The organism is Streptomyces sp. NBC_00273, assembly GCF_036178145.1.
Lineage (GTDB): Bacteria > Actinomycetota > Actinomycetes > Streptomycetales > Streptomycetaceae > Streptomyces.
In genome coordinates this window covers 5381177-5407596 of the sequence record NZ_CP108067.1, presented here as the reverse complement: position 1 = coordinate 5407596, position 26420 = coordinate 5381177, and the positions used below count along the sequence as shown (strand labels likewise).

General features: G+C 72.6%; 19 protein-coding genes and 1 tRNA gene. 9 read left to right on the top strand and 11 right to left on the bottom strand.

Going from position 1 to position 26420, the window contains the following annotated elements:
• The first annotated feature begins 138 nt into the window (after window positions 1–138).
• Window positions 139–2151, top strand: coding sequence for a sigma-70 family RNA polymerase sigma factor (locus tag OG386_RS23790; protein ID WP_328789802.1), 2013 nt, complete (start codon window positions 139–141; stop codon window positions 2149–2151).
• Here OG386_RS23790 and OG386_RS23785 read toward each other — a convergent pair.
• A complete protein-coding gene (locus tag OG386_RS23785; protein ID WP_328789801.1) occupies window positions 2138–5458 on the bottom strand; it encodes an AfsR/SARP family transcriptional regulator in 3321 nt (1106 codons plus the stop codon). The two genes, OG386_RS23790 and OG386_RS23785, sit on opposite strands and share 14 nt — an antisense overlap.
• Window positions 5459–5507: 49 nt before the next feature.
• Window positions 5508–6014, bottom strand: coding sequence for a MarR family winged helix-turn-helix transcriptional regulator (locus OG386_RS23780; RefSeq protein WP_266594939.1), 507 nt, complete (start codon window positions 6012–6014; stop codon window positions 5508–5510).
• 141 nt (window positions 6015–6155) lie between these two features.
• On the opposite strand from OG386_RS23780, the gene OG386_RS23775 reads away from it, so the two are divergent.
• A complete protein-coding gene (locus OG386_RS23775; RefSeq protein WP_328789800.1) occupies window positions 6156–7427 on the top strand; it encodes an MFS transporter in 1272 nt (423 codons plus the stop codon).
• A gap of 91 nt (window positions 7428–7518) precedes the next feature.
• On the opposite strand, the gene OG386_RS23770 is transcribed toward OG386_RS23775, so the two are convergent.
• A complete protein-coding gene (locus OG386_RS23770) occupies window positions 7519–9744 on the bottom strand; it encodes an asparagine synthase-related protein (protein ID WP_328789799.1) in 2226 nt (741 codons plus the stop codon).
• Between the two features lie 630 nt (window positions 9745–10374).
• On the opposite strand from OG386_RS23770, the gene OG386_RS23765 reads away from it, so the two are divergent.
• The 4 genes from OG386_RS23765 to OG386_RS23750 all read left to right on the top strand — a co-directional run bounded on the left by OG386_RS23765 (window position 10375) and on the right by OG386_RS23750 (window position 15854).
• On the top strand, window positions 10375–12195 hold the full coding sequence (locus tag OG386_RS23765) for a sporulation protein (protein ID WP_328789798.1): 1821 nt from the start codon (window positions 10375–10377) through the stop codon (window positions 12193–12195).
• 45 nt (window positions 12196–12240) lie between these two features.
• The gene (gene lhgO / locus OG386_RS23760) at window positions 12241–13473 is read left to right on the top strand and encodes an L-2-hydroxyglutarate oxidase (protein WP_327384524.1); all 1233 of its coding nucleotides are present in this window, start codon (window positions 12241–12243) and stop codon (window positions 13471–13473) included.
• Between the two features lie 139 nt (window positions 13474–13612).
• Entirely contained in the window at window positions 13613–14359 is a 747-nt protein-coding gene (gene trmB / locus OG386_RS23755; RefSeq protein ID WP_328793325.1) for a tRNA (guanosine(46)-N7)-methyltransferase TrmB, read from the top strand.
• Window positions 14360–14423: 64 nt separating this feature from the next.
• A complete protein-coding gene (locus OG386_RS23750) occupies window positions 14424–15854 on the top strand; it encodes a PrsW family intramembrane metalloprotease (RefSeq protein WP_328789797.1) in 1431 nt (476 codons plus the stop codon).
• Here the strand turns inward: OG386_RS23750 and OG386_RS23745 are convergent.
• From OG386_RS23745 to OG386_RS23710, 8 genes are all read right to left on the bottom strand, one after another.
• Complete coding sequence (locus tag OG386_RS23745) at window positions 15763–16797, bottom strand: M23 family metallopeptidase (RefSeq protein ID WP_328789796.1); 1035 nt, start codon at window positions 16795–16797, stop codon at window positions 15763–15765. The two genes, OG386_RS23750 and OG386_RS23745, sit on opposite strands and share 92 nt — an antisense overlap.
• 301 nt (window positions 16798–17098) lie before the next feature.
• On the bottom strand, window positions 17099–18277 hold the full coding sequence (locus tag OG386_RS23740) for a PP2C family protein-serine/threonine phosphatase (protein ID WP_405787851.1): 1179 nt from the start codon (window positions 18275–18277) through the stop codon (window positions 17099–17101).
• 207 nt (window positions 18278–18484) lie between these two features.
• A tRNA-Met gene (locus tag OG386_RS23735) sits at window positions 18485–18558 on the bottom strand.
• Window positions 18559–18632: 74 nt separating this feature from the next.
• Window positions 18633–19145, bottom strand: a complete 513-nt coding sequence (locus tag OG386_RS23730; protein ID WP_328789795.1) for a GNAT family N-acetyltransferase — start codon at window positions 19143–19145, stop codon at window positions 18633–18635.
• A gap of 118 nt (window positions 19146–19263) precedes the next feature.
• A complete protein-coding gene (locus OG386_RS23725) occupies window positions 19264–20556 on the bottom strand; it encodes a hypothetical protein (protein WP_328789794.1) in 1293 nt (430 codons plus the stop codon).
• A 97-nt stretch (window positions 20557–20653) separates the two neighbouring features.
• On the bottom strand, window positions 20654–21967 hold the full coding sequence (locus OG386_RS23720; RefSeq protein WP_328789793.1) for a hypothetical protein: 1314 nt from the start codon (window positions 21965–21967) through the stop codon (window positions 20654–20656).
• Window positions 21968–22291: 324 nt separating this feature from the next.
• Entirely contained in the window at window positions 22292–22609 is a 318-nt protein-coding gene (locus OG386_RS23715; protein ID WP_328789792.1) for a hypothetical protein, read from the bottom strand.
• 10 nt (window positions 22610–22619) lie between these two features.
• Window positions 22620–22769, bottom strand: coding sequence for a hypothetical protein (locus OG386_RS23710; protein ID WP_328789791.1), 150 nt, complete (start codon window positions 22767–22769; stop codon window positions 22620–22622).
• A 310-nt stretch (window positions 22770–23079) separates the two neighbouring features.
• On the opposite strand from OG386_RS23710, the gene OG386_RS23705 reads away from it, so the two are divergent.
• The 3 genes from OG386_RS23705 to OG386_RS23695 all read left to right on the top strand — a co-directional run bounded on the left by OG386_RS23705 (window position 23080) and on the right by OG386_RS23695 (window position 26335).
• Window positions 23080–24051, top strand: coding sequence for a helix-turn-helix transcriptional regulator (locus tag OG386_RS23705; RefSeq protein WP_328789790.1), 972 nt, complete (start codon window positions 23080–23082; stop codon window positions 24049–24051).
• Between the two features lie 569 nt (window positions 24052–24620).
• Entirely contained in the window at window positions 24621–25160 is a 540-nt protein-coding gene (locus OG386_RS23700) for a DUF4365 domain-containing protein (protein WP_328789789.1), read from the top strand.
• Complete coding sequence (locus OG386_RS23695) at window positions 25157–26335, top strand: hypothetical protein (RefSeq protein WP_328789788.1); 1179 nt, start codon at window positions 25157–25159, stop codon at window positions 26333–26335. Before OG386_RS23700 ends, OG386_RS23695 begins: the two co-directional genes overlap by 4 nt.
• Window positions 26336–26420: the final 85 nt, after the last annotated feature.

Sequence of the window (26420 nt, the reverse complement as noted above, 5' to 3'; positions counted from 1 at the left end):
ATCGGCGGGGTCCGGTAGGGCGATTCGCCGGAAGGTGCCCGGACGGGTGGATGGCGCGCAGAGGGGTTCGGCGCCCGTCCCCCGTGTGACACGCTTGATCGGTGTACCGGTTGAGTGTGTCGTGCGGGAGTCTCCGCGATGAGCGTTGACGGTCGGGAAGAGCCACGCGGTGGCGGCGGCAGCGAGGTGGAGGCGGGCAGTCCGCCCACACGACAGGTGCCGGCGCAGCGCGACCCGGGTGGGCGGCACGCACGCCCCTCGGGCTCTTCCGGCCCCGGCGGCACCGGCGGCGATCCACCGCTGTCCGACGGGGACTTGATCGCCCGGATGCGGGGCGGTGACGACGGCGCGTACGAAGAGCTGTTCCGTCGCCACGCCGATTCCGTGCGCCGCTACGCGCGGTCCTGTTGCCGGGACGCGCACACCGCCGACGACCTGACCGCCGAGGTGTTCGCGCGGACCCTGCAAGCGGTGCGGGGCGGGGCCGGGCCGGACCAGTCGGTGCGGGCCTACCTGCTGACCACCGTGCGCAGGGTCGCCGCGGCCTGGGCGAAGACCGCCAAGCGCGAGCAACTCGTCGAGGACTTCGCCGTCTTCGCCGAGCAAGCCTCCACGGGTACGGAGGGCGGGGCCGCTCTGTCCGGACTGTCCGGGCTCTCCGGGGGCGACACGCTCGAACTGGGGGCGGACGTCCGGGCCATGCACGAGGCCGAGCGGTCGCTCGCCATGCAGGCCTTCCGCAGCCTGCCCGAGCGGTGGCAGGCCGTGCTGTGGCACACCACCGTCGAGGAGGCGTCGCCGAGCGCGATCGCGCCGCTGTTCGGGCTGAGCGCCAACGCGACGGCCGTGCTGGCCAGTCGGGCCCGGGAAGGGCTCAAGCAGGCGTATCTGCAGGCCCATGTGAGTTCGGCGCTGAGCGAGGGCGGCGACTGCGCACGGTACGCGGACCGGCTGGGCGCCTACGCGCGGGGCGGGCTGCGGATGCGGGCGGAGCGCGGGCTGCGCAAGCACCTGGAGGAGTGCGTGAAGTGCCGGCTGGCCGCCGGGGAGCTCCAGGATGTCAACGCGGGCATTCCGGCGCTGCTTCCGGTCGCGGTCATCGGGTGGTTCGCTGCCGGGTACGCGGGCAAGGCCGCCGGGGTGCTGGCCGGTGGGGCCGTCGCCGCGGGCGGGGCCGCCGCGGCTGCCGCCGGTGGTTCGACCGCGGGGGCCGGAACGGCCGGTGCCGCGGGAGGCGCCGCTGGTGCCGGTGGCGGGGCTGCCGGGGCGGGCGGCGGGGCCGGGGCTTCCATGGCCGCCGAAGGGTTCGGGCTGCCGGCCAAGGCCGCCATCGCCGCCGGGATCGCGGTGGCCGCGGCCGCCGGGGTGGTGTTCGCGCTGGCCGGGGACGACACCGAGCCGCAGGCCCGGGCGAAGCCCGCGCCCAGTGTGGCGGCGCCGGCAGTACCGTCAGCGCCTTCGGCGGCGAAGGCTCCTGCCGCGACCTCGGCCCCGGCCGAGCCGGATCCGCCCGCGCAGGCGCCGCAGGCGGTACAGGGTTCCGTAGCTCCGCGGCCCGGGCCGACGCCCTCGGCCGCGACCTCGGCCTCCGCCGCTCCCGGGCCCGCGCCCTCCTCGTCCCCGTCGCCTTCGCCCAGCCGGGAGAAGGCCTCCCCCACGCCGTCCACGGAACGGCCCTCACCGAAGCCGACACCGCCACCGCCCCCGAAACCGTCGCAGGGGTTCCAGCTGGCCGGGCTCGCCCACTCGGTCCACGGGGACCACAGCGGCCCGGAGCTGCAGACGTGGCGCAGCGGCTGGGTGTGGCAGCGGCACGGGCTGGAGGTGGGCGGCCGGCGCTTCGCGCACGGCATCACGGTGAACTCGCGGTCCTCGGTGGAGATCACCCTCAACCGGCAGTGCACGAGCTTCTCGGCACAGGCGGGGGTGGACGGCCTGTCGCTGTTCACGGACGGCGCGGTGCGCTTCTCCGTGTACGCCGACGGGGAACGGGTGTGGCAGTCCGCCGCCCTCGGGCACGAGGACCCGCCCGCATCCGTGCAGGTCTCCCTCGCGGGACGCAAGTCGCTGCGGCTTGTGGTGGAGAAGGCCGGGCCGGGCAGCCTGCCGACGCTGGCGAGCTGGGCCGACTCCGTGCTCAACTGCCGCTGAACGCCGTGGTCAGCATCGCGGCCAGGGCGGCCGGGGCGAGCGCGGCACCGGCCTCCTCCTCCCGGCCGTAGCGGTCCGGGCCGAGTAGGGCGCGGGTCCGCTCCGGGAGGCCGTCCACGGCCTCCTGCTCCGGCACCGAGCGCGGGTGCCCCGCACGCCAGGCGGTGGCCGCCGCGAGGGCCCGTACGGCCTCGGCCGACCGGTCGGCGTCGGCCAGCAGCAGGGCCGCCCCCTCGGCCATGCCGGCCAGGACCCGCTCGGCGCACCGGGCCTCGACGGCGGCGGCCAAGGCCGGGCCGATCCTGGCCAGAGCGGCCACCGGGCCCTGTTCGCGGCCGGTGAGGACGGCGTCGACGGTGGCGAGCCCGGCGGTGAGCTGGGCAGGCACGGTGAACCGTTCGGCCTCGGCGCGGGCCCGGTCGCACTCCTCGCGGGCCCGGGCGGCGTCGCCTCGATGGAGGGCGACGAGGGCGGAGAGGAGCCGGGCGAAGGTGCTGACGTCGTACACCCCGCCGTACCGGTCGGATTCCTTCTCGGCCTCCGCCAGCAGCCGCTCGGCGTCCTCGAGGTCCCCCGCGCAGTAGGCGCTCTCGGCGATCCGGGCGATGGCGAAGGGCGCCTCGACGCTGGCCCCGACCTCGCGGGCGAGGCGCAGGCACTCCTCGTACTCGACGCGCGCGTCGGCGTACCGGCCGCGCGAGAGGGCGACCTCCCCGGCGGCGCTCGCCACCTGGGCACGGGTCCAGCGGTCGCCGACGCGATGGGCGAGCTCGTGGAGCTCGACCAGGTCGGCGTCGACGTCGGCGAGGCCTCCGGTGACGTCGATGGCGACGTGGGCGCGGAGCATGAGGACGATGCCCAGTTCCCAGTCCCCGGCGTGGACACGGCAGTTCGCGACGGACCGGTCGAGGTCGGCGTGGAAGTCGAGGGTGGTGCCGGTGAGGAAGGTCGTCGCGGGCCAGAGCATCCCGGGGAAGCGGGTGGTCTCCGGGGAGCCGTGCCGGAAGGTTTCCTTGATGCGGGAGGCGAGGTCCCGGTAGTCGGCGGTGCGGAACTTCTCGGCGGAGTTGCTCTCCGCGAGCAGGAACATGTCGAGGACGAGCAGGCGCATGAAGCGCCAGTACGCGGGGGTGCCCTCGGGAGGAACCTCGGGCGTGAGGGCGAGGGTCCGGGTGGTCCACTCGGCGCCTTCGGCGCGGTAGTTGCGCAGCCACCAGAACCAGCCGAGGGCGAAGACGAGGCGCTCGCCGGCCTCGGTTTCGGCGTTCTCGACGACGGTGCTGTGGAGGGCGGCCCGGAGGTTGTCGAGCTCGGTCTCGACGCGCCGGATCCAGGGGAGCTGGGCGGCGGAGCGGATCAGGGGTTCGGCTTCCTCGGCGAAGGCGAGGTAGTGGGCGGCGTGGCGGCGGGCGGTGGCCCGGGCGTCGGCGGGGTGGGCGGCAGCGCGCTCGGCGGCGTACTCGTGGATGGTTTCGAGCATGCGGTAGCGCATGCCGTCATCGCCGGGGCCCTGGTCCGGTTCGGCCAGGACCAGGGACTTGTCGACGAGGGAGCCGAGGACGTCGGCGGGGTCGTACGGGGCGTGGCGGGCGGGGTCGGACGGGTCGGACGGGTCGGCGCACACGGCCTCGGCGGCGGCGAGGTCGCAGCCGCCGGCGAAGACGGACAGCCGGCGCAGGACGGTGCGTTCGGCCTCGTCGAGGAGCTCCCAGGACCAGTCGACGACCGCGCGCAGGGTCTGCTGGCGGGGCAGGACGGTACGGGCGCCGCTGGTCAGGAGCCGGAACCGGTCGTCGAGGCGGTCGGCGATCTGGCGCGGGGTGAGCAGCCGCAGCCGGGCGGCGGCCAGCTCGATCGCCAGCGGCAGACCGTCGAGGCGGGCGCAGATCTCGGCCACGGCGGCCGGGTCGTCGGTGGGGCTGAAGCCGGGGCGGGCGGAGGCACCGCGGTCGGCGAAGAGCTGGTGGGCGGGGTCGGGCGGCAGGGGCTCGACGGGGCGGACCGTCTCCCCCGGGACGCCGAGGGGTTCGCGGCTGGTGGCCAGGATCCGCACACCGGGGCAGTGCGTGAGGAGCCGCTCGGCGAGCTCGGCGGCGGCGCCGATGACGTGCTCGCAGTTGTCGAGGACGAGCAGCAGGCTGCGGTGGGCGCAGTGTTCGACGAGGCGGGCGGTGGGGTCGGTGGCGGCCGGGGTCGGGGTCTCGCGGGAGACGAGGGAGCTCTCGCGCAGGCCGAGGGCGCTGAGGACGGCGCCGGGTACGGCGGCCGGCTGGTCCAGTCGGGCGAGTTCGACGATCCAGCCGGCTTCGGGGTGGGCTGCGGCGGCGTGCTCGGCGAGGCGGGTCTTGCCCGAACCACCGGGGCCGGTGAGGGTGACGAGGCGCAGGCGGGCCAGATCGCCGCGGAGGGCGGCCAGTTCGGGTTCGCGGCCGACGAAGGAGGTCAGGCGGGGGCGGAGGTTCCCGCGGGGCGCCGCGGGGGCGTCGATAAGGCCCGCGGGGGCGTCGATGGCGCCGGACGCCTCGGGCCGGGGCTGCGGCGCCTGCGGGGGCAGGGGCTTGGGGGGCAGGGGCTGCGGCTGGAGGAGTTCCGCGTGCAGGGCCGCGAGTTCGGGGCCCGGGTCGGTGCCGAGGCCGTCGGCGAGGACCCGGCGCGTGCGCTCGTACGCGGCGAGGGCCTCGGCGGGGCGGCCGGCGGCGCGCAGGGCACGGAGCTGCTGCGCGCGGAGCCTTTCGTCGTACGGGGCCTCGTGGATCAGGGTCTCGATCTCCGGCAGGAGTGCGGCCGGGGCTGCGGCGCCGCTGCGCAGGTCCGCCTCGATGCGGTGGCGGACGGCGCCGGAGCGGCGGGCTTCGGCGCCGGCCGCACGGGCCGCGCGGGCGGGCTCGGGCAGGTCGGCGAAGGCGGGTCCGCGCCAGAGGGCGAGCGCGGTGCGCAGGGTGCGGGAGGCGGTGGCCGGGTCGGTGGCCAGTTCCTGGCCGCCCTGGACTGCCAGCCGGTCGAAACGGTGCAGGTCGATGTCGTCGCGGGCGGCGGCCAGGAGGTAGCCGCCGGTGGGGGCGGAGTGGACGGCGTCGCGGCTGCCGAGGGCGCGGCGGAGCCGGGCGACGAGGGCTTGGAGGGCGGCGGGGGCGTCTTGGGGCGGGTCGTCGCCCCAGACGTCGTCAACGAGTTCGGCGACCGAGGCCGGGCGGCCGGCCCGGAGGGCGAGGGCGGCCAGGAGCGCGCGCAACCGGGCGCCTCCCACGGGGAGGGGGGCGCCGCTCTCGTCGCGCGCCTCGGTGACACCAAGGATGAGATACCTCACCGGGCAATTCTGCCCGGCGCGTTGGGGCGAGCGGCGCCCGGCCGGGGCCTCAGGTGATCGAGGTGTCCCCGTTCTCCTCCAGGAGCGTGCGCAGGGCCTCGGCGACCGTGGCGCACGTGGCGGGATCCAGCGGGGCGAGCAGCTCCGCGTAGCGCCCCAGGTGCTCGGTGATCATCGAGTTCGTCAGCGCGAGGCTCCGCTCGGTCAGCCGGATCCGCACCGTGCGGCGGTCCTGACCGTCCCTCACCCGCTCGACCAGGCCCTTGGCCTCCATGCGGTCGATGCGATTGGTGATCGCGCCGGAGGTGACCATGGCGGCCGGAATCAGCGCGCCGGCGGTCAGCGCGTACGGGGGGCCGGAGCGGCAGAGGGTGAAGAGGATGTCGAGCTCGCCCACCTCCAGCTCGTGCTCGGCCGCGAAGGCCTTCAGGTGCTTGTCGATCACACGGTTCATCCGCTGGATGCGGGCCACCACCTCCACCGGCCACAGCCCGGCAGCCAGATCCGGGCGCTCCGCCGTCCACTGGCCGACGATCGCGTCCACTGCGTCGCTCATGTGCTGTTCCTCCATCGCTCGCGTCCCTTGCACCCACCCCAGGATATCTCAACGTTGAGACACTTGACGTTGAGAGGACTCCATGTTTTTATCTCAACGTTGAGATTCTCAGTCTTGAGATGGATCGGAGCGGGCGCCACCATGACCACCACCACCCCCAACGCCGCCGCCACGGCCGCCACGGCCGCCACGGCTACGGCCACCGCAGCCACCCCCCGCACCGCGCCCCGGGTCGGCCCCGTTCCCGTCTTATGGCTGGCACTGATGGCCACCCCCATGGCAGCCGGGGCCAACGCCCCCGTCCTGATCCTTCCGGACATGGCCCGCTCCCTCGGGGTGAGCGCCTCGACCGCCACCTGGCTCGTCGCCTCCTACGCCTGGGCCATGGCAGTCGGCACCCCCCTGCTGGCCGGGCTGCTGCGCCGCCGGGGCCTGCGGGCAGCGCTCCACCTGGCCGGCGCCCTCCTCGTCGGCGGCACCCTCCTCGTCGCCGCCTCCCCCTGGCTGCCGCTCACCCTCGCCGGACGGGCCACGCAGGCCGCGGGTGGCGCCGGTCTGGCGGCGGTCGCCATGAGCCTCGCCGGCTCGGCGCGCCGGATGGGCGTGATCAGCGCCGGCTTCGGCATCCTCGGCGCGTCCGGCCCGCTCCTCGGCGCACAGCTCTCCCAGGCCGTCTCGTGGCGGCTCTCGCTCTCCGTGTCCGTGATCGCGATCCTGGCGGTGCCCATGGTGAGCCGGTACGCGGCGGCCCCGGCGGCCACGGCGGCCGCGCCTCAGGACAAGTTCGACGCCCGCGGCGCCGCTCTGCTGACGGCGCTCGCCACCGCCCTGGTCCTGCTGCCCCACGCACCGGCCGCAGCCCTCGGCTCCTCGGCACTCGCCGCCACGCTGCTCGCGCTCCACGTACGCCGGCGCCCCGACGGTTTCGTACCGGCCGCGCTGATCCGGCAGCCCCTCTTCCTCGGCTCCGCGCTGCTCGCCCTCGCGCTCTCGGGCTCGTACTTCACCCTGCTGTTCTCCGTACCCCGGCTGCTCACCGAGCGGGCGGGCTGGGACGCCACCACCGCGGGCACCGGTCAGCTCGTGGCACTGCTCACCGGATCCGCGCTCTCCTGGCTGCTGGCCGCTGCCTCGGCGCGCATGAGCCGGGCGGCCGTCCGCGCCGTGCTCATCGGCGTCGGAGCACTGGCCGCGGCGATCGCGGTGTTCGCGAGCTGGGGCCCGCTGCTGCTGGTCGCCACCCTGGGCGGGATATTCGCGGCGACCGGGTCCAACGCCGTGCTGTCGATGCACGCCGCCTCAAGCGCCCCCGAGCCCCAGCGCCCCACGGCCATCGGCCTGTTCGCCCTCTGCTACCAGCTGGGCGGGGCCTTCGGCCCGGCGATCGCGACCGCCCTGGTGCTCGCCGCCTGAGCAGACCCGCCGGTCCGGGTCCACCGGTCCGGGACCACGGGCCCGGGTCCACCGGTCCGGGTCCACCGGCGCCTTCCGAAGAACAGGACCGTCAGGACAGCGCCGGGCGGTGCACGGGGACTCCCTCCGGCACCGCCCGGCGCCGCGCCGTGGACGTACCCGTCCAGCAAGTGCCCCGCCGGGCCAGCAGACGGCCGAGCCACAGCTCCATCGAGACCAGTTCCGCCAGACCGTCCAGCGGGACCGGGCGCCCTTCTGCCGCGTCGAGCAGGGCCTGGCGCACGACCCGGGCCTCGATCAGCCCGGCGTCCGCGAGCAACGGCGACGCGAACAGGTCCAGCAGGTCGCTCAGGGCGGCGCGCAGCCCCAGTCGGGTCGCCGTCTCGTTCGGCACGCGGTCCGTGACGCCCCAGCCCGGCGGCAACTCCCGCACCCCCGCCGAGGACAGGACGCTGCGCAAGACGGCGGCCCGGGCCCCGGGCTGGACCCGCAGGGACTCGGGCAGGGCGCGGGCGGCCCGTACGACCTGGTTGTCCAGGAAGGGGGCGTGCAGCCGCTGGCTACGGACCTCCACGGCCTGCTCGAAGACCCGGTGGTCGGCGGCGTGGCGGGCGAGCAGCGAGCGGGCCCGGGCCTCCCCCGGCCGCAGCGACAGCGGCGGGCGGCCGGCCGCGACCGTCAGGCGGATCGATACTTCCGCCAGCGCCTCCCCCGTGAGCCAGCCCGCCGCCGGTCCCGGGCGGGACCAGGTCAAGGCGGCGAGGGAAGCGTCCACCGGACCGGAGGACCTCTCGGTGACCCCGCCCTCGCGGAGCCGGGCCGCGGCGGCCTCCATGCCCGCGCGGTACGTCGTACGGGCAAGTCTTCGGGCCGCCGAGTACACGGTGAGCGGGACCAGCAGGGACTCCCCGGAGGCTCCGGAGGCGGAGGCCGAACGGGCCAGCGCCGCCACCGGGCGCAGCAGGTGCCGCCGCCGGCGGTCCATCAGGAGGTCGGCCATGCGGGCCGGGTGGGCGTCGAGGACCTGGCGGGCGCCGTGGCCGGTGAAGTGGTCGGCCGAGCCGGCGGCCAGCCGGCGCCGCTCGCGGGCGGCGAAGACCAGCGAGGGGCCGGGTTCGTCGGTGAGCGGGCCGTCGAGTTCGGCGTACGGGAGGGCTTCCGCGGCGGCGGCCACCACGACGTGGTGCAGGCGCGGGTCGGCCGCGATGGCCCTGGCCCGTTCCAGTTCGGCCTCGCGCCCCTGCGGGGTGGCCAGGTCGTTGAAGGTGACGGCCAGCAGCCGCGCCCCGGCGGGACTCAGCAGGCTGCCCGGCGCCCCCGGTAGACCGGCCGCCAGCAGCGCCAGCGTCGCGGAGGCGCTGCCGCCGGAGAGGTCGGCGCCCACCCCGGGGGCCGGGGCGCCACGGGCCGCGCGCCGGTCGGCGGGGCCCATTCCGGGCACGGGGCCGGGATCGTACGGCGGAGCTGCGTCGGGAGCATGCCGCGGAGCCGTGAGCCGGGCGCGCACGGCGTCCACCAACGCTTCCCGTACGCCCTCCACCGCGCGCTCGGCATCGGCCTCGGGGGCGGCCACGGCGAGCGAGGCGACCTGCTCGTAGCCGGTGATCTCGCGGGACCCCTCGCGCAGGATGAGCGCGTGCCCGGGCGGGATGCGCCGGACCCCGGCGTACGGTGTGCCGTCGCCCAGCGCCTCGGGACTGTCCGGGCAGGCCAGCAGGGCGGCGAGGTGACCGATGTCGAGCTGGGCCTCGATGAGGTCGGCGAGCGGGAGGGCGGCGGTGGCGTACGCCGTGCCGCTCGCCCAGGGGGTGTAGAAGACGGGCCGGGCGCCCGCGAGGTCGCCGACGACGGTGATGCGGCGGCCGGCCTGGACGACGGCGGTGTAGCTGCCGGACCACTGGGTGAGGTGGCGCAGCGCGCCACCGCGGGCGGCGTAGAGCGCGCGGCGCAGTTCGGCGTCGGTCGCGCCGCAGCAGCCGAGGACGGCGAGCCGGGTGAAGGGATCGGCGGGGTCGGCGGTGAGCGTGCGGATCTCGTCGGGGCGCCAGTCGCCGACGGCCCAGAGGGGGTCGGGGTCGCCCCAGAGCAGTTGTGCGCCGACCGGGTGGACGGTGCGTTCCGCGTCCGCGCCCGGGTCGTCCGGATGGGCGGCGTCCGCGAGGCCGCCGTGCAGAGGCGCGCCGCCTTCGCCGTAGCCGCCGTAGCCGCTCTGGCCGTATCCGCCCTGGCCGGAGGCCTGCGCGGAGGTCTGACCGGAGACCCTTCCGGCCGTGCCGAAGCTCGCGGCGATACTGCTCCAACCCACCAACCAGCGCACCGCCGCCTCCCCAGCCCGTGGGCACATGACCGGGGCACAGGCAGCACGGACAGCGCTGAGGGCGCGGCCGCGGGGCCCCGGGTGGCTCGGGGTCCATGCTGCCACGGGACAGGCGTGCGAGAGGGGCGAAAGGGGGCGCACACGCAAACGAACACGCGCCGGCTACTCGGTATTTGACGTTCCGTTCCCACCGCCCCATAGGTCGCTTTCAGCCATTCTTCGGCCGCCGGAAGAGCCGTCACGGGCCGCCGGCGCCCCCGCGCGGGGGCGCGGTCCGGGGGGCGCATTCCGCCCCCCGGACCGTTCCGCCACCCGCGGGGATTGGGGCAGCGGCGTCCCCCGACCCGCCCGGTCAGGCGGCGGGCCGACCCACGCACCGCACATCGAATCGCCGGGTCCGGGGACCGGCCAGAGCGCACGGGCGGGCGCACGGCCACACGGACGGAGCACGCGATGACACGTGCGCCCCGGCTCCGGGTCCGGGGCGGACTGTGCAAACGGACAACAATCCCGCCATACGGAAGTAAGGGCCTTAACGCTTGGGAGGCGGGGAACTACGCTGGGTTTACGAAATGCCGGGCGCCTATGCCCCGGCGGCGTCTGCGTTCCGCGTGTGACGAGGGGTGGCGCATGTCCAGGGAGCTCCGCGAGCCCAATGAGAAGCTCGGCGCCGTCCTCGCCCTCGCGGGCATCAGCAACGCAGGGCTGGCCCGGCGGGTCAACGACCTCGGCGCACAGCGCGGCCTGACGCTTCGGTACGACAAGACGTCGGTGGCCCGGTGGGTGTCGAAGGGGATGGTGCCCCAGGGTGCCGCCCCGCACCTGATCGCCGCCGCCATCGGCGCGAAGCTGGGGCGGCCGGTGCCGCTGCACGAGATCGGGCTGGCGGACGCCGATCCCGCGCCCGAGGTCGGGCTGGCCTTCCCGCGCGACGTGGGCGCGGCAGTGCGTTCGGCGACCGACCTCTACCGTCTCGACCTCGCCGGGCGGCGGGGCGGTGGCGGAATCTGGCAGTCGCTGGCGGGCTCGTTCTCCGTGGCGGCGTACGCGACGCCCGCCTCGCGCTGGCTGATATCTCCCGCCGATAGCTCGGTGGCCCGGGAACCGGCGGGCAGCCCGGCTCCGCACCCCACGACCGGCGGCGCGGCAACCGCCGACGCCACGACGGACAACGCGACGACGACCGGTGGCGCGGCAACTGGCGGCGCGGCGACCGGCACCGCGGCGATCGCCGACCCGACGGCCGGCAGCGCGACGGCCGGAACCGCCGCGGCACTCGACCCCGCGGCGCGGCACTCCATGGTCCAGAGCCCCGTATCAGCGCCTCCCTCGGCTCACGGCGCGCCGGCGCGCGAGGCGACGGCAGCGCCAGGTCCCCGGCCCTCCCCGGACGGCCGCACGACCGGCCCGATGACAGGTCTGGCGGGCCCGATGGCAGGCCCGGCTTCCAGCCCGATGGCGGGACCGTCGACAGGCCCGCCGTCCACCGTTGTGCCCGCCCAGCCCGGACCCGAAACGCCGCGCGACCACGGCCAGCGCGTGGGCCACAGCGATGTGTCGAAGCTGCGCGAAGCGGCCGAGGACGCACGCCGCTGGGACTCCAAGTACGGTGGTGGGGACTGGCGTTCGTCGATGGTCCCCGAGTGCCTGCGGGTGGACGCGGCGCCGCTGCTGCTCGGCTCGTACACCGACGAGGTGGGCCGCGCGCTGTTCGGCGCGACCGCCGAGCTGACCCGGCTGGCCGGGTGGATGGCCTTCGACACCGGCCAGCAGGAAGCGGCCCAGCGCTACTACATCCAGGCGCTGCGGCTCGCCCGCGCGGCCGCGGACGTACCGCTCGGCGGCTACGTGCTGGCCTCGATGTCCCTGCAGGCGACCTACCGGGACTTCCCCGACGAGGGGGTGGACCTCGCGCAGGCGGCCCTCGAGCGCAACCGCGGCCTGGCCACCGCCCGCACCATGAGCTTCTTCCGGCTGGTCGAAGCACGGGCGCACGCGAAGGCCGGCGATTCGACGGCCGCCGGGGCTGCGCTGCGGGCGGCGGAGGGTTGGCTGGAGCGGTCCCGGGAGGGCGATCCGGATCCGACCTGGCTGGGTTTCTACTCGTACGACCGTTTCGCGGCAGATGCTGCAGAATGCTACCGGGACCTGAAACTGCCCCGGCAGGTGCGGCGGTTCACCGAGCAGGCCCTGTCGCGCCCCACCGAGGAGTACGTGCGGTCGCACGGTCTGCGGCTGGTGGTGAGCGCGGTCGCCGAGCTGGAGTCGGGCAATCTCGACGCGGCGTGCGCGGCGGGCACCCGGGCGGTGGAGGTGGCGGGGAGGATCTCCTCGGCACGAACGACCGAATACGTACGGGACCTGCTGCACCGCCTGGAACCGTACGGGGACGAGCCGCGTGTGGCAGAGCTGCGGGAACGGGCCCGGCCGCTGTTGGTGGCGCCGGCATAAGACCCGTCTTCCGGGGGGCCGCGTGGCCGCGTTGTCGGTGCCGGGGTGCAGTATGCAGGGGTGGGAGGTGTCAGCGTGGGTGGCGGCGTGGACTGCGATGTGCTGGTGATCGGCGGCGGGATCGTCGGCCTGTCGACGGCGCATGCATTGTCGCGCCTGGCTCCGGGGACCAGGATCGTGGTCCTGGAGAAGGAGTCGGGCCCGGCCCGGCACCAGACGGGCCGCAACAGCGGGGTGATCCACAGCGGGATCTACTACCGCCCGGGTTCCCTGAAGGCGCGCTTCGCGGTGAGCGGGGCCGCGGAGATGGTCAAGTTCTGTGCGGAGCACGGGATTCCGCACGAGGTGACGGGCAAGCTCATCGTCGCCACGGAGCGGGAGGAGCTGCCCCGGCTGCACGCCCTGGTCCAGCGCGGCCGGGAGAACGGCATTCCGGTGCGCGAGCTCGGCCCGGCGCAGATCACGGAGTACGAGCCGGAGGTGCGGGGGCTGGCGGCGATCCACGTCGGCAGTACCGGGATCGTCGACTACGGCCGGGTGAGCGCCCAGCTCGCGGAGGCCTCCGGCGCCGAGATCGTCTACGGCGGAGCCGTGGACCTGATCTCCCGGCGCGCCTCGGCCGTGGCGGTCCGCACGACGTCCGGCCTGGTGGTCAGGGCGCGGGTGCTGGTGAACTGCGCGGGCCTCCAGTGCGACCGGATCGCCCGCCTCGCCGGGGACGACCCGGGCATGCGGATCATCCCCTTCCGTGGCGAGTACTACGACCTGGCGCGGCCGGACCTGGTCCGGGGCCTGGTGTACCCGGTGCCCGACCCGGCGTTCCCCTTCCTCGGGGTGCACCTGACCCGGGGCATCGGCGGCGGCGTCCACGTCGGCCCCAATGCCGTGCCCGCGCTGGCCCGCGAGGGCTACGCCTGGTCGACGGTGCGGCCCGGGGACATCGCGGACGAGCTCGCCTGGCCGGGCTCCTGGCGGATGGCCGCACGGCACTGGCGGTACGGGACGGGCGAGATCCACCGCTCGCTGTCGAAGCAGGCCTTCACCCGGGCGGTGCGGCGCCTGCTGCCGGCCGTCACCGCAGCCGACCTGCGGCCCGCCGAGGCCGGGGTCCGCGCCCAGGCCGTGCTGCGCGACGGCACCCTGGTGGACGACTTCCTGATCCGCGACGCCCCGCGTACGGTCCACGTCCTCAACGCCCCCTCGCCCGCCGCGACCGCGTCCCTCCCGATCGGCCGGGAGATCGCCACCCGCGCCCTGCGGACCCTCGGCTCGGCCTGAGCAGTGCTTCGGCGGGGTGCGGGAGCCGCTCGCGCGGCGGCTCCCGCACCCCCCGTCGTAGAATCAGCGCATTGTGTCTGAGTCCCTGAATCCCCAGTCGCCCCGCCTCCCGGACACCGCACCGGAGACGAACGCGTACGTGCCGCCCAAGTGGCGCACCGAGCCCCGCTTCCCCGACGGGCCTTCGCCGGACCCGGCCGGCTCGCACCACGAGCGGCGGATCCGGAGCTTCCAGCCCCGGCGCAGCCGGGTCACCACCGGCCAGGGCGAGGCCCTGAAGCGCCTGTGGGGCACCTGGGGCCTGGACATCGACGGCCACCGGGTCCTCGATCTCGACGAGCTCTTCGACGGCCTCCCGGTCGTCCTGGAGATCGGCTTCGGCATGGGCGAGGCCACGGCCCAGATGGCCGCCGACGACCCCGGCACCGGGATCCTCGCCGCCGACGTGCACACCCCCGGGCAGGGCAACCTGCTCGCCCTCGCCGAGCGCGGCGGGATGACCAACGTCCGGGTGGCCAACGGCGACGCCATCATCCTGCTCCGCGAGATGCTGCCGCCCGACTCGCTGGCCGGCATCCGCGTGTACTTCCCGGACCCGTGGCCCAAGGCCCGCCACCACAAGCGCCGGCTGATCCAGCCCGACTTCCTGACGCTGGCCGCCACCCGGCTGGCGCCCGGGGCCGTACTGCACTGCGCGACCGACTGGGAGCCGTACGCCGAGCAGATGCTCGAAGTGCTCACCGCGCACCCGGACTTCGAGAACACCCAGCCCGACGGCGGCTTCTCCCCGCGGCCCGCCTTCCGGCCGCTGACCCGCTTCGAGGGCCAGGGCCTCGACAAGGGACACCTCGTACACGACTTGCTCTTCCGTCGCACGGAGAACTGACAAGGTCACCGCTCGTGTCAGACCGGCTCGCTAGGGTCATGGTGTGTACCGAGCGCTCCCTTTCGTGCTCCCACGTCCGTCCGGCACGGTCCGTACGTGCGTGCTCCTCGCCCTGCTCGCCGCGACCGGGGTCGCCATCCTCGAACTCGTGCGGGAACAGACCGGCACCCCGGGCTTCTTCGTCGGTCTCGGTCTGGCCCTGCTGCCGGTGGCACCGCTCATGGCGGCCTTCCGGTGGCTGGGCCGGGCCGCGCCCGCGCCCTGGTCGCAGCTGCTGTTCTGCTTCGGCTGGGGTGCCTGCACCGCAGCGCTGATCGCGATACTGGCCAACAACTTCGCCACCGAGTGGATCGCCGCTGCCACCACCGACGCCTCCTCCGCCGATCACCTCGGCTCGGTGGCCATCGCCCCGGTGGTGGAGGAGAGCGCCAAGGCGGCCGCCCTGCTGCTGGTGTTCTTGTTCCGAAGACGCCATTTCACCGGCCCCGCCGACGGGTTCGTGGTGGCCGGCTTCACCGCCACCGGCTTCGCCTTCACCGAGAACATCCTCTACCTCGGCAACGCCTTCGTGGAGGACCAGGCCGACCGCAGCGGCGTGCTGGAATCGGTGACGATGGCGACGTTCTTCGTGCGGATAGTGCTGTCGCCGTTCGCGCACCCGCTGTTCACCGTGCTCACCGGGCTGGGCTTCGGCGTGGCCGCCGTCAGCGCCCGCCGCCCGCGCAGGTTCTTCCTGCCGCTGCTCGGCCTGGCGCTGGCCATGGGCATGCACGCGCTGTGGAACGGCTCCTCGCAGTTCGGGGAGCACGGGTTCTACGTGGTCTACAGCTGCGTGATGGTCCCGCTGTTCGGGCTGCTGGTGTGGTTGGCGGTGCGGATAAGGCGCAACCGGTTGCGGGCCGTCGAGGGTGAGCTCGCGCTGTACGCCGCCGCGGGCTGGCTCGGTGCGGCCGAGGTGCCGGCCCTGGCTTCGATGCCGGCCCGGTCACTGGCCCGTGCCCTGGCCCGGCGCAGCGGGGGCCGGGCGGCCGGACGCACGGTCGCCCGCTACGAGGCGGACGCGGCGGCCCTCGCCCTGCTACGGAACCGGGCGCGGCGCGGCGGCCCCGTACGGGAGCGGGATTTCGCGGGCCGGGAGCGGGAGTTGCTGCACCGGCTCTGGCAGTCCCGGACGACGGCGGGTCCCGCACTGACCCGGGCGGCGGTCATGGAGGAGCTGGTTCCACCGTGGTTCGACCCCCTGGAGCCGGCGGCCGCGCGGACCGACGTACCCGGTCCGCGGCGGGCGGACCAGGACCGTGGCGCGCCGGACCGGACCCGGGGAACGGCCCCGGGGCCGACTCTGGAAACGGCCTCGGGGCCGACTCTGGAAGCGACCCCGGGAACGGTCCGGGAGCCGGGTCTCAGACGTTCAGGCCCTTGGAGTTCAGCCACGCCAGCGGGTCCTGCGTCGATCCGCCCTTGCGTACTTCCAGGTGGAGATGAGGTCCGGTGACGTTGCCGGTGGCGCCGACGCGGCCGATGGTCTCGCCGGCGCCGACGGCGCCCGAGGTCACCGACATCGAGGAGAGGTGGCAGTACCAGACCTCCGTGCCGTCGGGGAGCTCCAGCACGATCCGGTAGCCGTACGCGCCGGACCAGCCGGCCGAGGTGATCTTTCCGGCGGCCACGGCCTTGACCGGGGTGCCGGTCGGGGCCGCGAAGTCGAGGCCGGTGTGGTGGCCGGAGGACCACATGGAGCCGGAGTCCCCGTAGTGCGAGGTGAGGGTGTAGGCAGAGGTGGGCAGGGAGTAGCTGCCGGACGGCTTGGCGGCGCGCTCCTGCTCGGCCTTGGCCGCCGCCGCCGCTCGCGCCGCTTCCGCGGCCTTCGCCTCGGCCTCTTCCTTGGCCTTCGCCTCGGCCTGCGTCTTCGCTTCCTCGGCGGCCTTGCGGGCCTCCTCCAGCTTCTCCTTGGCCTCCTGGGCGGCAGCCTGCTGCGCGGCCTGCTCGGCTTCCGCCCGGGCCTTCGCCTCAGCGGCGCCCTGCTGGGCCTCGGCCTGCTGGAGGATGCGGTTGCGCAACACCTCGCCCGCGTCCGCGCCCTGGGCGGACTGCTGCGCGATGATCCCCGTCCGCTCGCCCGTCGAGGCCGCCGATCCGGAACCGTCGTCCTCCTGCTGGGCCTTGTTCCCGGTCATCATGTCGGGCAGGGCCGGCAGGGATATCGCGACCTGGGGCCGGTCCTGTGCCGTGGCGATGCCGCCGGCGCCGACCGCCGCGATGACACCGACGCCGAGCACGGTGGAGCTGCGGGCAAGTCCCCCGCGCTGCTTGGCGACCCGGTGCTTGCCACGGACCGGCCGCACCGAATCCTCGGTGGGATTCCACTCGCCCCAGGCACCCGCGGTGGGCGACTCCTGGATCTCGATGCCTTCAGGGGCAGGCAAGTTGGAGGCCACCAGGGCACGCTCCTCATCGACGCGCGGGGACGCGCGCGCGCACGGTGCCGTCTCTTGCGACGGCTGGGACGACCGCGCTGCGTTATCGAAAGGTAATAGACGTAGGGGAGTGATTCCAAGCTGCCACGCTTGATCGTTCCGACCAATCAGCCACGCACCGACGAGCTTTGGCCATCCCTTACTCCCCCAAATCGCCTCAACTGGGGTGAAAATCAAACACCTCCCCCATCTCTTCAGCCACAGGCCAGAAATGACGGTCCGTCAATCTCCTTGCAGAGAGCACCCTTTCAACTACCGACCGTCACATCGCATCGCCGCGGGGCACCACCGGCACGGTCCGCCGCCGCTCCGGCTCCCGCTCCCCCGGCCGGCCCACCGCGAGCAGCGCCATGTCGTCCGTCGCCCCGCCGCCCGTATGCCGGCGCACATCGCTGCTGAGCGCGCTGAGCAGCGCCTGCGGCCCGGGGAAGATCCGCCCGCGCAGCCGGTCCGCCGGATCGTAGAAGTCCCCCGCCCCGTCCCGGGCCTCGGTCAGCCCGTCCGTGTAGAGGAGCAGGGTGGTCCCCGCCGGGAAGGCCCACTCCTGCACCAGGTCCGGCCAGCGCCCCAGGTCCCCCATGCCGAGCGGCAGGGCCGGCTCCGCCGGGGCGAGGACCGCCAGCTCACCGTTCGCGTGCAGCAGCAGCGGCTCGGGGTGGCCCCGGTTGAGCAGCCGCAGCACACCCACGCCCGGCGGGATCTCCCCGAGCACGCACGTCGTGAACCCCTCCACCGCGTCCAGGCTGTCGCGCCGGGTGCCCTCCCGGGCCAGCGCCCGCTCCAGCCGCTGCGCCAGCTCCTCCAGCGTGGGCTCGGTGTCCGCCGCCTCCCGGAACGCCCCGAGGACCACCGCGACGGCCTCCACCGCCCCCAGCCCCTTGCCCCGTACGTCGCCCACCGCCAGCCGCACTCCGTACGGGGTCTCCTGGACCGCGTACAGGTCGCCGCCGATGAAGGCGTCCGCCTGCGCGGCCTCGTACCAGGCGGAGACGTGCAGCCCCCCGATGCGCTCGGCGGGCTTCGGCAGCACCGCCCGCTGCGCCGCCTCGGCGATCCCGCGCGCCGAAGCGAGCCGCTCGCCGCTGCGCCGCACCATGCGGTTGATCAGGAGCGCCAGCCCGGCGACGGTCAGTACGGTCACCAGCTCGGTCAGCGCCTCGACCTTCCAGCTGGTGCCGTTGAGGACGTGCAGCACGAACACCGCGAACACGGCCAGGGAGCCGGTCAGGGCGGTGGCCCAGAGGGTGAACAGCGGGGCGGCGATCAGCGGGGCCGCCGTGAAGAACGGGGACCCCGTGAAGCTGGGCGGGGTCAGTACGTCGAAGACCATCCCGAGCGCGATCAGCGCGACCGGCAGCACGCGGACCACGCGACGGGTCACACCGCTCCCGCTCCCGTCCGCGCGCCCACCGCCGTTGCCCTGCCGGCCCAGCCCCACCACGCTGCTCTCCTGCCGCCCGGTCCGCCGCACGGGTCCGGGCCCGCCGGCTCCTCGCCCCTCAAGGCTGGCGGCAGGAGCATCCGTAGGGCGACCTGACGGCGGCCGGACGAGTGACGAGGTGGGAGGAGTGGCGGGAGGAGGGGGCCCGGCGGGCCGGAACACGACGAAGGCCCGGTTCCTCGAGAGGAACCGGGCCTTCGTACTGAGTAGCGGGGACAGGATTTGAACCTGCGACCTCTGGGTTATGAGCCCAGCGAGCTACCGAGCTGCTCCACCCCGCGTCGGTAAACACAACTGTACGCCATCCGGGGAGGGCCCTTGACCAATTGACCGCCGGGCCCTTCGCGTACTGCCGTCAGGCGACGGGATCCCGGCGGCGGGTCAGCACGCGGGTGGTGCTCCCGTCGTCCTCCCGCACGTCCCGGACGTGGGCGAAACCGATGCGCTCCAGCAGGACCAGGGAGGCGGCATTGGCATCGGCGACGGTGGCGTGCACCTCGGCCAGGCCGAGGGCGCCGAAGCCGTACGCGACGATCGCCTCGGCGATCTCCGTACCGAGGCCCGCTCCCCAGGCCTCGGGGGCCAGGGCGTAGATGATCTCGTGGCCGTCGACCTCGTCGGTCCGCTTGATCTCGGCGTGCCCGACCAGCCGGCCGTCCCGGCGCACGGCCCACACGTCGAAGAGGTTCTCGGCATAGACCTTGGTGAAGACCCGCCCGAAGAGCGCCCGGTCCTCGGCCTCGGACGTGGGACCGTCCCCCATCCACCGGGACACCCGGGCGTCCTGGAAGAGCGCGACGAAACCTTCCTCGTCCTCGGGAACGTACGGGTCGAGGAGCAGGCGTTCGGTACGCAGTACGGGCGTCATGGTCGGCGACGCTACCCGCACCGGCCTGCTGGGTCACCGGATTTACCGGTACGGCGAAGCGCCCCGCCCGAAGGAATCGGAGGGGGCGCCGACGCACGGGTCCAGGGCCGGTCGAGGACTACCTGGGCTGGCCCCAGTCGAGTGTGGTGAGGGAGCCGTCGTCGTTGCGGAGGTGGAACCGGCCCTGGGAGGGACGCCAGATCCCGACGTTCGCCGCGGGACCGCCGTTGCCGCCGTCCCAGTTGGCACCGACCGGCAGGTCACCCGCCTGACCCCAGTCCAGAACCGTCAGACCGCCGTCGTCATTGCGGAGGTGGAACTGACCGGTCGAAGGCCGGAACACACCCAGATTGTCCGGACCCGAACCATCCCAGTTCCCCGAAACCGGCAGGTCACCCGCCTGACCCCAGTCGACCTTCGCGATCGAACCATCGTCGTTGCGCAGGTGGAAGACACCACTGCGCCACACACCCACGTTCGCGGCCGCACCCCCGTCCCAGTTGCCGGCCACGGGAAGGTCACCCGCCTGACCCCAGTCCAGCTTCGTGATCGACCCATCGTCCATACGCAGGTGGAACTGACCCGTCGACGGCCGGAACACACCCAGATTGTCCGGACCCGAACCATCAAAGTTCCCCGAGACCGGCAGGTCGCCCGCCTGACCCCAGTCCACCTTCGCGATCGAACCATCGTCGTTGCGCAGGTGGAAGACACCACTGCGCCACACACCCACGTTCGCGGCCGCACCCCCGTCCCAGTTGCCCGACACCGGCACATCACCATTGGTCTGCAGGCCGCTCCACAGCGCGCTGACGATCGTCTGGGCGTCGGCAGCCTGCGTCTGGTACCGGTCGGGATAGGCGGAGATCTGGACCGCCTGGCAGACCTGTCCGATCGGCTTGGTCTCCCAGTTGCTGATCTTGACCATCTGGTTGAGGAAGGCGTTGGTCGCCCAGGCGGGATTCATCCGCTGGTCGAAGGAGCCCCAGCCGGCCCGCTGCTGGAACAGGCCGACGCTGTCGAGGTCGATCATGTTCGGGTTGTTGTAGAGGGTGCTCTCGACGATCGCGGTGGTCACCGCGTTCACGGCGGCCCTCTGCGGGAGGCCGCGTGCCTGGACCGCGTTGACGATCGCACGAGCACAGGACACCCGGTAGGAGGTCAGGTAGCCGCGCAGGGTTCCGGTGAGCTGGCTGCTGAGCCGGTCGGCAGTGGAACGGTCGGCGCTGGTCTCCGTACCGCAGGAGTAGTTCGGAGAGTTGGCGGCGGCGACGTCGGCGGCGGAGGCGCTGAGGGTGGGGCGGTCGGCCTGGCCCGTCTCGGCTGCGGCGGCCGAGGTGACGAGGCCTGCGGTCAGTGCTGCTGCGGCGGTGAAGGCCGCTGCTATGTGTCGGCGCGCGGTTCGGGTCACGGTGAGGCTCTATTCCACTTCGAAATGGGGTCGATGACGGTCGATCAGGCAGTGCGCGTCCGGGGGTGCGGTCGGCCGCACCCCCGGGGATGGCCTGCTACCTGGGCTGGCCCCAGTCGAGGGTGGTGAGGGAGCCGTCGTCGTTGCGGAGGTGGAACCGGCCCTGGGAGGGACGCCAGATCCCGACGTTCGCCGCGGGACCGCCGTTGCCGCCGTCCCAGTTGGCACCGACCGGCAGGTCACCCGCCTGACCCCAGTCCAGAACGGTCAGAGACCCGTCGTCATTGCGGAGATGGAACTGACCCGTGGACGGCCGGAACACGCCCAGGTTGTCCGGACCCGAACCATCCCAGTTCCCCGAAACCGGCAGGTCGCCCGCCTGACCCCAGTCGACCTTCGTGATCGAACCATCGTCGTTGCGCAGGTGGAAGACACCGTTGCGCCACACACCGACGTTCGCGGCCGCACCCCCGTCCCAGTTGCCGGCCACGGGAAGGTCACCCGCCTGACCCCAGTCCAGCTTGGTGAGCGAACCGTCATCCATACGCAGGTGGAACTGACCCGTCGACGGCCGGAACACACCCAGATTGTCCGGACCCGAACCATCAAAGTTCCCCGAGACCGGCAGGTCGCCCGCCTGACCCCAGTCGACCAGAGCCAACGACCCGTCGTCATAACGCAGGTGGAACTTACCGCTGCGCCACACACCCACGTTCGCCGCCGCACCCCCGTCCCAGTTACCCGACACCGGCACATCACCATTGGTGGCGACGTCTTCGACGATGTTCTTGTACCGGTACGGGACGTAGGAGCCCGAGTTCTTGAAGTACGAGTAGGGGATCACGCGGCGCACGGCGTGCGGCGGGGTCTCCTCGATGCCGATGTAGGAGGTCATCGAGGAGTCGGTCCAGCTCTCGAACAGGACGACGTGCGATCCGCTCACCGGGTTGGCGGGGTTGTGGAAGAGCAGCATGTCGCCCTTGCGCAGCTCGCCCTTGGTGATCCGGTCGGCGTAGGTGTCGAGGTTGCCGGTCCAGGCGTTGGTCCCGATGTTCCAGGCCATGGACACCAGGCCGGAGCAGTCGGTGCGGTAGCCGTCGCGGTAGCTGCTCTGGCTGTACGGGACCTGGGCATCGACCCAGGTCTTGGCCCGGGCTATGACGGAGCTGCGGGTGATGGGGGAGACGCCCTCGGCGGAGAGCGCACCCGCCGGGCCCGGGACCGAGCCCTTGAGGGGGCCCGGCTGGCCCTGGGGGCGCTCGACGTCGGGGGTCTCCTGCGGCACGGCGGCCGTCGAGTCGGCGGCCTGAACCGTCTGCGAGTGGGCCGGCATGCCGGACAGGACCAGCGAGGCGGCGCAGGCGGCGGTGATGATGCTCGCGGCACGGAAGGCCGAGGTCTTGATGGGCAACGCAACTCCTGGTGAAGAGGCAAGCGACAGGGAAGACAGCTGGGTTGTGCGAAGTTCTCGGGGCACTCGGTTCCGGGTGCCGAGGTCGGCGAGCACGCCGAGCTCGGCACACGCCGGTGCCGGCGTCGTGCGGCGGTGCGGGATGCGCGGGCGGGCACCTCGTGGACCGCGCGGTGCCGTGGGAGGGCACGCGGGGCGGGCCGGGTGGTGCGCACCGCCGGGACGGCTGTCCTGCAGGAACAGCCGGTCACGGGCGGCCGGTCGGCGTCCGGCGGCAGGTGCTGCGGGTACGGCAGGTGCTGCGGGTGCGGCGGACGCTGCCGGTTACGGGCGGGCGGGGTCCGCGTTCTGCGGGTGCGGGGCCGGGGGCAGATAGCGCCGGCGGAGTTCGAGCGAGTTCTGCTGGCTGCGCGTGATGAGGCCGTGTGCGCGGCGCAGCGGGGCGGGCGCGGTGGGCGCGTCCAGGGTCATGAGGTAGAGCAAGAGGTCGATCCGGTCGGCTTCGGGGCGTGCACTGGCGTGCTGGAGTCCGTCGCCTGGCAGTGCGTGGGCCCAGAGCGCGTCCACGACCTCGGCCGCCTCACTCCCGTGCGAGGCCTCGCCGGGCCGCCTCCGAGTCAGGCTGGCGTAGACGATCTCCACAGCGAACCGGTCAGCCCCAGCCGAGGCTGTCGGAGATCTGGGCGGTGGCCGGGGCGGGCGCCGTCCCGGTGGTGGCGGCGGCGCCGCCGCTCACGAGGATGACCCCGGTCAGGGAGAGGGTGACGACCGCGACGGCCTGGGCGATACGAGTGCGGATCACGACGGGATTCCTTAGCTGCTGGCTGGGTGGCTTCCTGCACCGGTCGGGCGTCCCGCGGTTGACGCTTCGTCCGGCTGCCGGACCGGGGTGTTTCCCTGGCGGCGATCAATAGCTTCGCCGTTCGCCGACACGGCCGGAAGGCCTTGAGGGTGTCGCCTACCGGCCTGTCGGGATCCGGACGTCCAGTCATGCTCATGTCAGGTCGGACGGCCCGGAGCCGGGTCGGTGTTGATCAAGATGGCACGGCGCTGTTTGGATAGGGATCGACGGCCCGGCGGGATACGGCCGGCCTGTGATCTGGGGGGATCCGATGCTCGAAGTTCTGGGACTGACCAATGCCGCCGTGATGGTGTACCAGGTGATGCTGGATCATCCCGGCTACGACCTGGACGACATCGCCGCGCACTGCGCCCTGACACCCACCCAGGTGCACGAGCACCTCGACGAGCTGGCCCGGCTCACGCTCGTACGGGCCTCCGCCGAGCGCGCCGGCCACATGCGCGCGGTGAGCCCCGAGATCGGCCTCGCCGACATCCTCGCCGTGCAGGAGGCCGAACTCGCCGCCCGCCAGGCCCGGCTCGCCGCCTCACGCGCTTCCGTGACCCGCATGGTCGCCGAACGCGCCGAGCACCGCGCGCACCACGGCGAACGCCTGCAGGGCATGGACGCCATCCACAACCGCCTGGAACTGATGGGCCGCGACGCCACCACAGAGGTCCTCAGCAGCCAGCCCGGCATCCAGCGCCCCGAGGACCTGGCGGCCAGCCGGCCCGCCGATGCCGCAGCCCTCGGCCGCGGCATCACGATGCGCACCCTCTACCAGGACACCACCCGCAACCAGCCGCACATCACCACCTACGCGCACTGGCTGCTCAGCCAGGGCAGCGAGGTCCGCACCGCCCCCACGATCCCCCAGCGCATGGTCGTCGTCGACCGCACCCAGGCCCTGGTTCCCATCGACCCCGCCGACACGCGCCAGGGCGCCCTCCACGTCACCGAACCGGGCATTCTCGCCGCACTGCTCGACTTCTTCGAACAGGCCTGGAACACCGCCGTCCCGCTCGGCGCCGCTCGCCCCGAGGACCCCCGGACCAGCATCACCACCACAGAACGCGAAATCCTTCGCCTGCTCAGCACCGGCCTCACCGACGAAGCGGTGGGCCAGCGCCTGGGAACCTCCTCGCGCACCGTCGGACGTCACATGTCCTCGCTCATGGAACGCCTGGACGCCAGTAGCCGCTTCGAAGCCGGTATCAAGGCCGCCCACAGAGGCTGGCTCTGAGCTACCTCCGCACCCGGGCCCGGAAACGACTGAGCGCCCCACCCGGCCGAAGCCGGGTGAGGCGCTGAGTAGCAGGTCAGGTGGGTTGCCCCCCTGTCTGCGAGCGGTAGGCCATGTCGGACTCGAACCGACAACCAACGGATTAAAAGTCGAAAGGGTCTCGTCCAGCTCGAATGATCTTGGTCTCGCTCGCGGACTCCTGTGCAGGTCAGAGGCTATCCCTCGTCCAGCTGGAGCAGCCTCATGGAGTCCGCGAGGGGCCGATCCAAGGGCATCCGCTCCCGCAACGCTCCCGCAATTCGGCGCCGCTGACCTGCACAGATGGCCTTAGTCGACTACTGCACACGAGTACCTGCTGGGTGTCACGCGGCCAGCTGGCCGAGCTCCGCATGGGACGGGGAGGAGCGCCGGCAGCCTGTGTCTACATACTCCCCTTCAAAGCGTGACACTTGATCGCTACGATCTGCGTCAGGGTGCGCTCCCAGAGTGATCACCCGCGGCCAGGGGTGGCTCCCCTCCGCTGGGATGCGCATCTGGCGCGGTGACTAAGGGACGGGACTGGGCGCTGGATGGCACTGAATCGGGATGTCCGACAAGGCCGTTACGGCGAGATCTTCGTCCATGCGATCACCACCGCCGCGGGACTGACAGCTCAGAAGTTCTTTGAGGATGACTACATGGTCGATCTCCAGATCGGCCATCCGGGTCCCCGTGGCAGCTTGTCGAACCCCAAGATCGAGGTCCAGGTCAAGAGCACCCGCAAGGTTCGGGTGACCCCCAGCGAAGTCAAGTACGGCCTGAAGAGCAAGTATTACAACCATCTGGCACAGTCAGCAGAAAATTTCTCCCTGCCGATCTTCCTGGTGGTCGTAGTCGTCCCAGCAGAGGCGGATGACTGGATGAACGTCTCAGAAGAGCAGCTGACACTCCACCGGGCTGCGTATTGGACGTGCCTCCACGGCCAGCCTCTTCGACGTGAACTCCACGACGACACCGAGGTTACGGTGTCAGTGCCTCGTGAGAACCTGCTCACGGGGGATGGCCTCCTCAAGATGTTCGATGTCGCGGACGAGCTTCGGAGGCAGGGAAGGGGGGTGCCGATCCGATGAAGCACAAACAACTGCCCCGTCAGGCACTCGAGGCCCTTAGCCCGGAGATGATTCGCCGCTACCTCACTGCTCAAGGCTGGGGACTAACCGAAGAGGAACCGCGAGCCGAGGTCTGGGGACTCGATCTACCCGAAGGGCGGATCGAGGTTCTGCTTCCTACAGACACACGGCTTGTGGACTACGCCCAACAACTCCAAGTCCTCTTCAACACTCTCTCTATCGTCGAAGACCGAGAGCCCTTCGTCATTCTGCGTGGCGTGGGACTGGCACAGACAGACGTGCATCAAGTGCGTCTGCTGCCGGAAGGCGCTGCCCCCGGGACCGTCTGGCTGGCCGAAGGAAGTAGGGCGGTCAACGGCCTTCGAGATCTTTTCGTCAGCGCCGCCTACCGCGCGACTAGCTGGCTGGAGAATCAGCAGCCACGTCCAGTAGAGCCTGCACGAAAGTCCAACTTGGTTTATGACTTCATCAGTCGTCGTGTGCTGCTCGGGCTCACGCAGCCTGGAAGCTACATCCTGACTGCAGAAGTGCCATTGACATCACCCATTCCCGAACAACTGACACTGGGTAGCGAGGGCAGATTTGGCGGCCTTCCGCTAGCTCGAAGGGTATCCGCGGCGTTCTTCGAAGGGGCCGCTTCGGCGCATGCAGCCGCCCTCTACGCCACCCAAAATTCGGGCGACCTAGCATTGTTTGAAGAAGAAACACAGCGCGGACTCTCGGCCAACGTGTGCGAGGCACTTTCCGATCTTTCTTCGCATGGAAAGCTGCCGTTCGAGTTGCATGCGCTGTGGGCGAATGATCTCCCCGTAGAGCAACCTGGTCGAATTTTGGCGTTCGAGCGCGAGACCATTGAGTACTTGCGCTATGGCGCCGAATATCTTCGTGAACGCTTCGGGCGACAGGGCGTGTCCATTCGTGGCTTCATCACCAAGCTCGAACGTGAGCCAACGACGGCGCCCGGAACTGTAATTCTCCTCGGTCGTCCTGAAGACGAACTGACGAGCCGGGCTATGAGGGTGTACGTCGAACTGGGGGCTGAGGACTACCGCCGTGCGGGAGAAGCTCACCTCAACCGTCAGGAGCTCGTACTGCAAGGCGATCTTGAACGCACCGGGAACCGGTGGAACCTAGTGCGGGTCCAGAACCTGACCATCGAGGAGGTTCGAGAGTGACCGCGGTCGGCCCTGTCCGGAAACCACAGTTCCCCGGTGCTTGATCAGCACCATGGCTACAGTCGATCAAGCAGAGCGCCGCAGG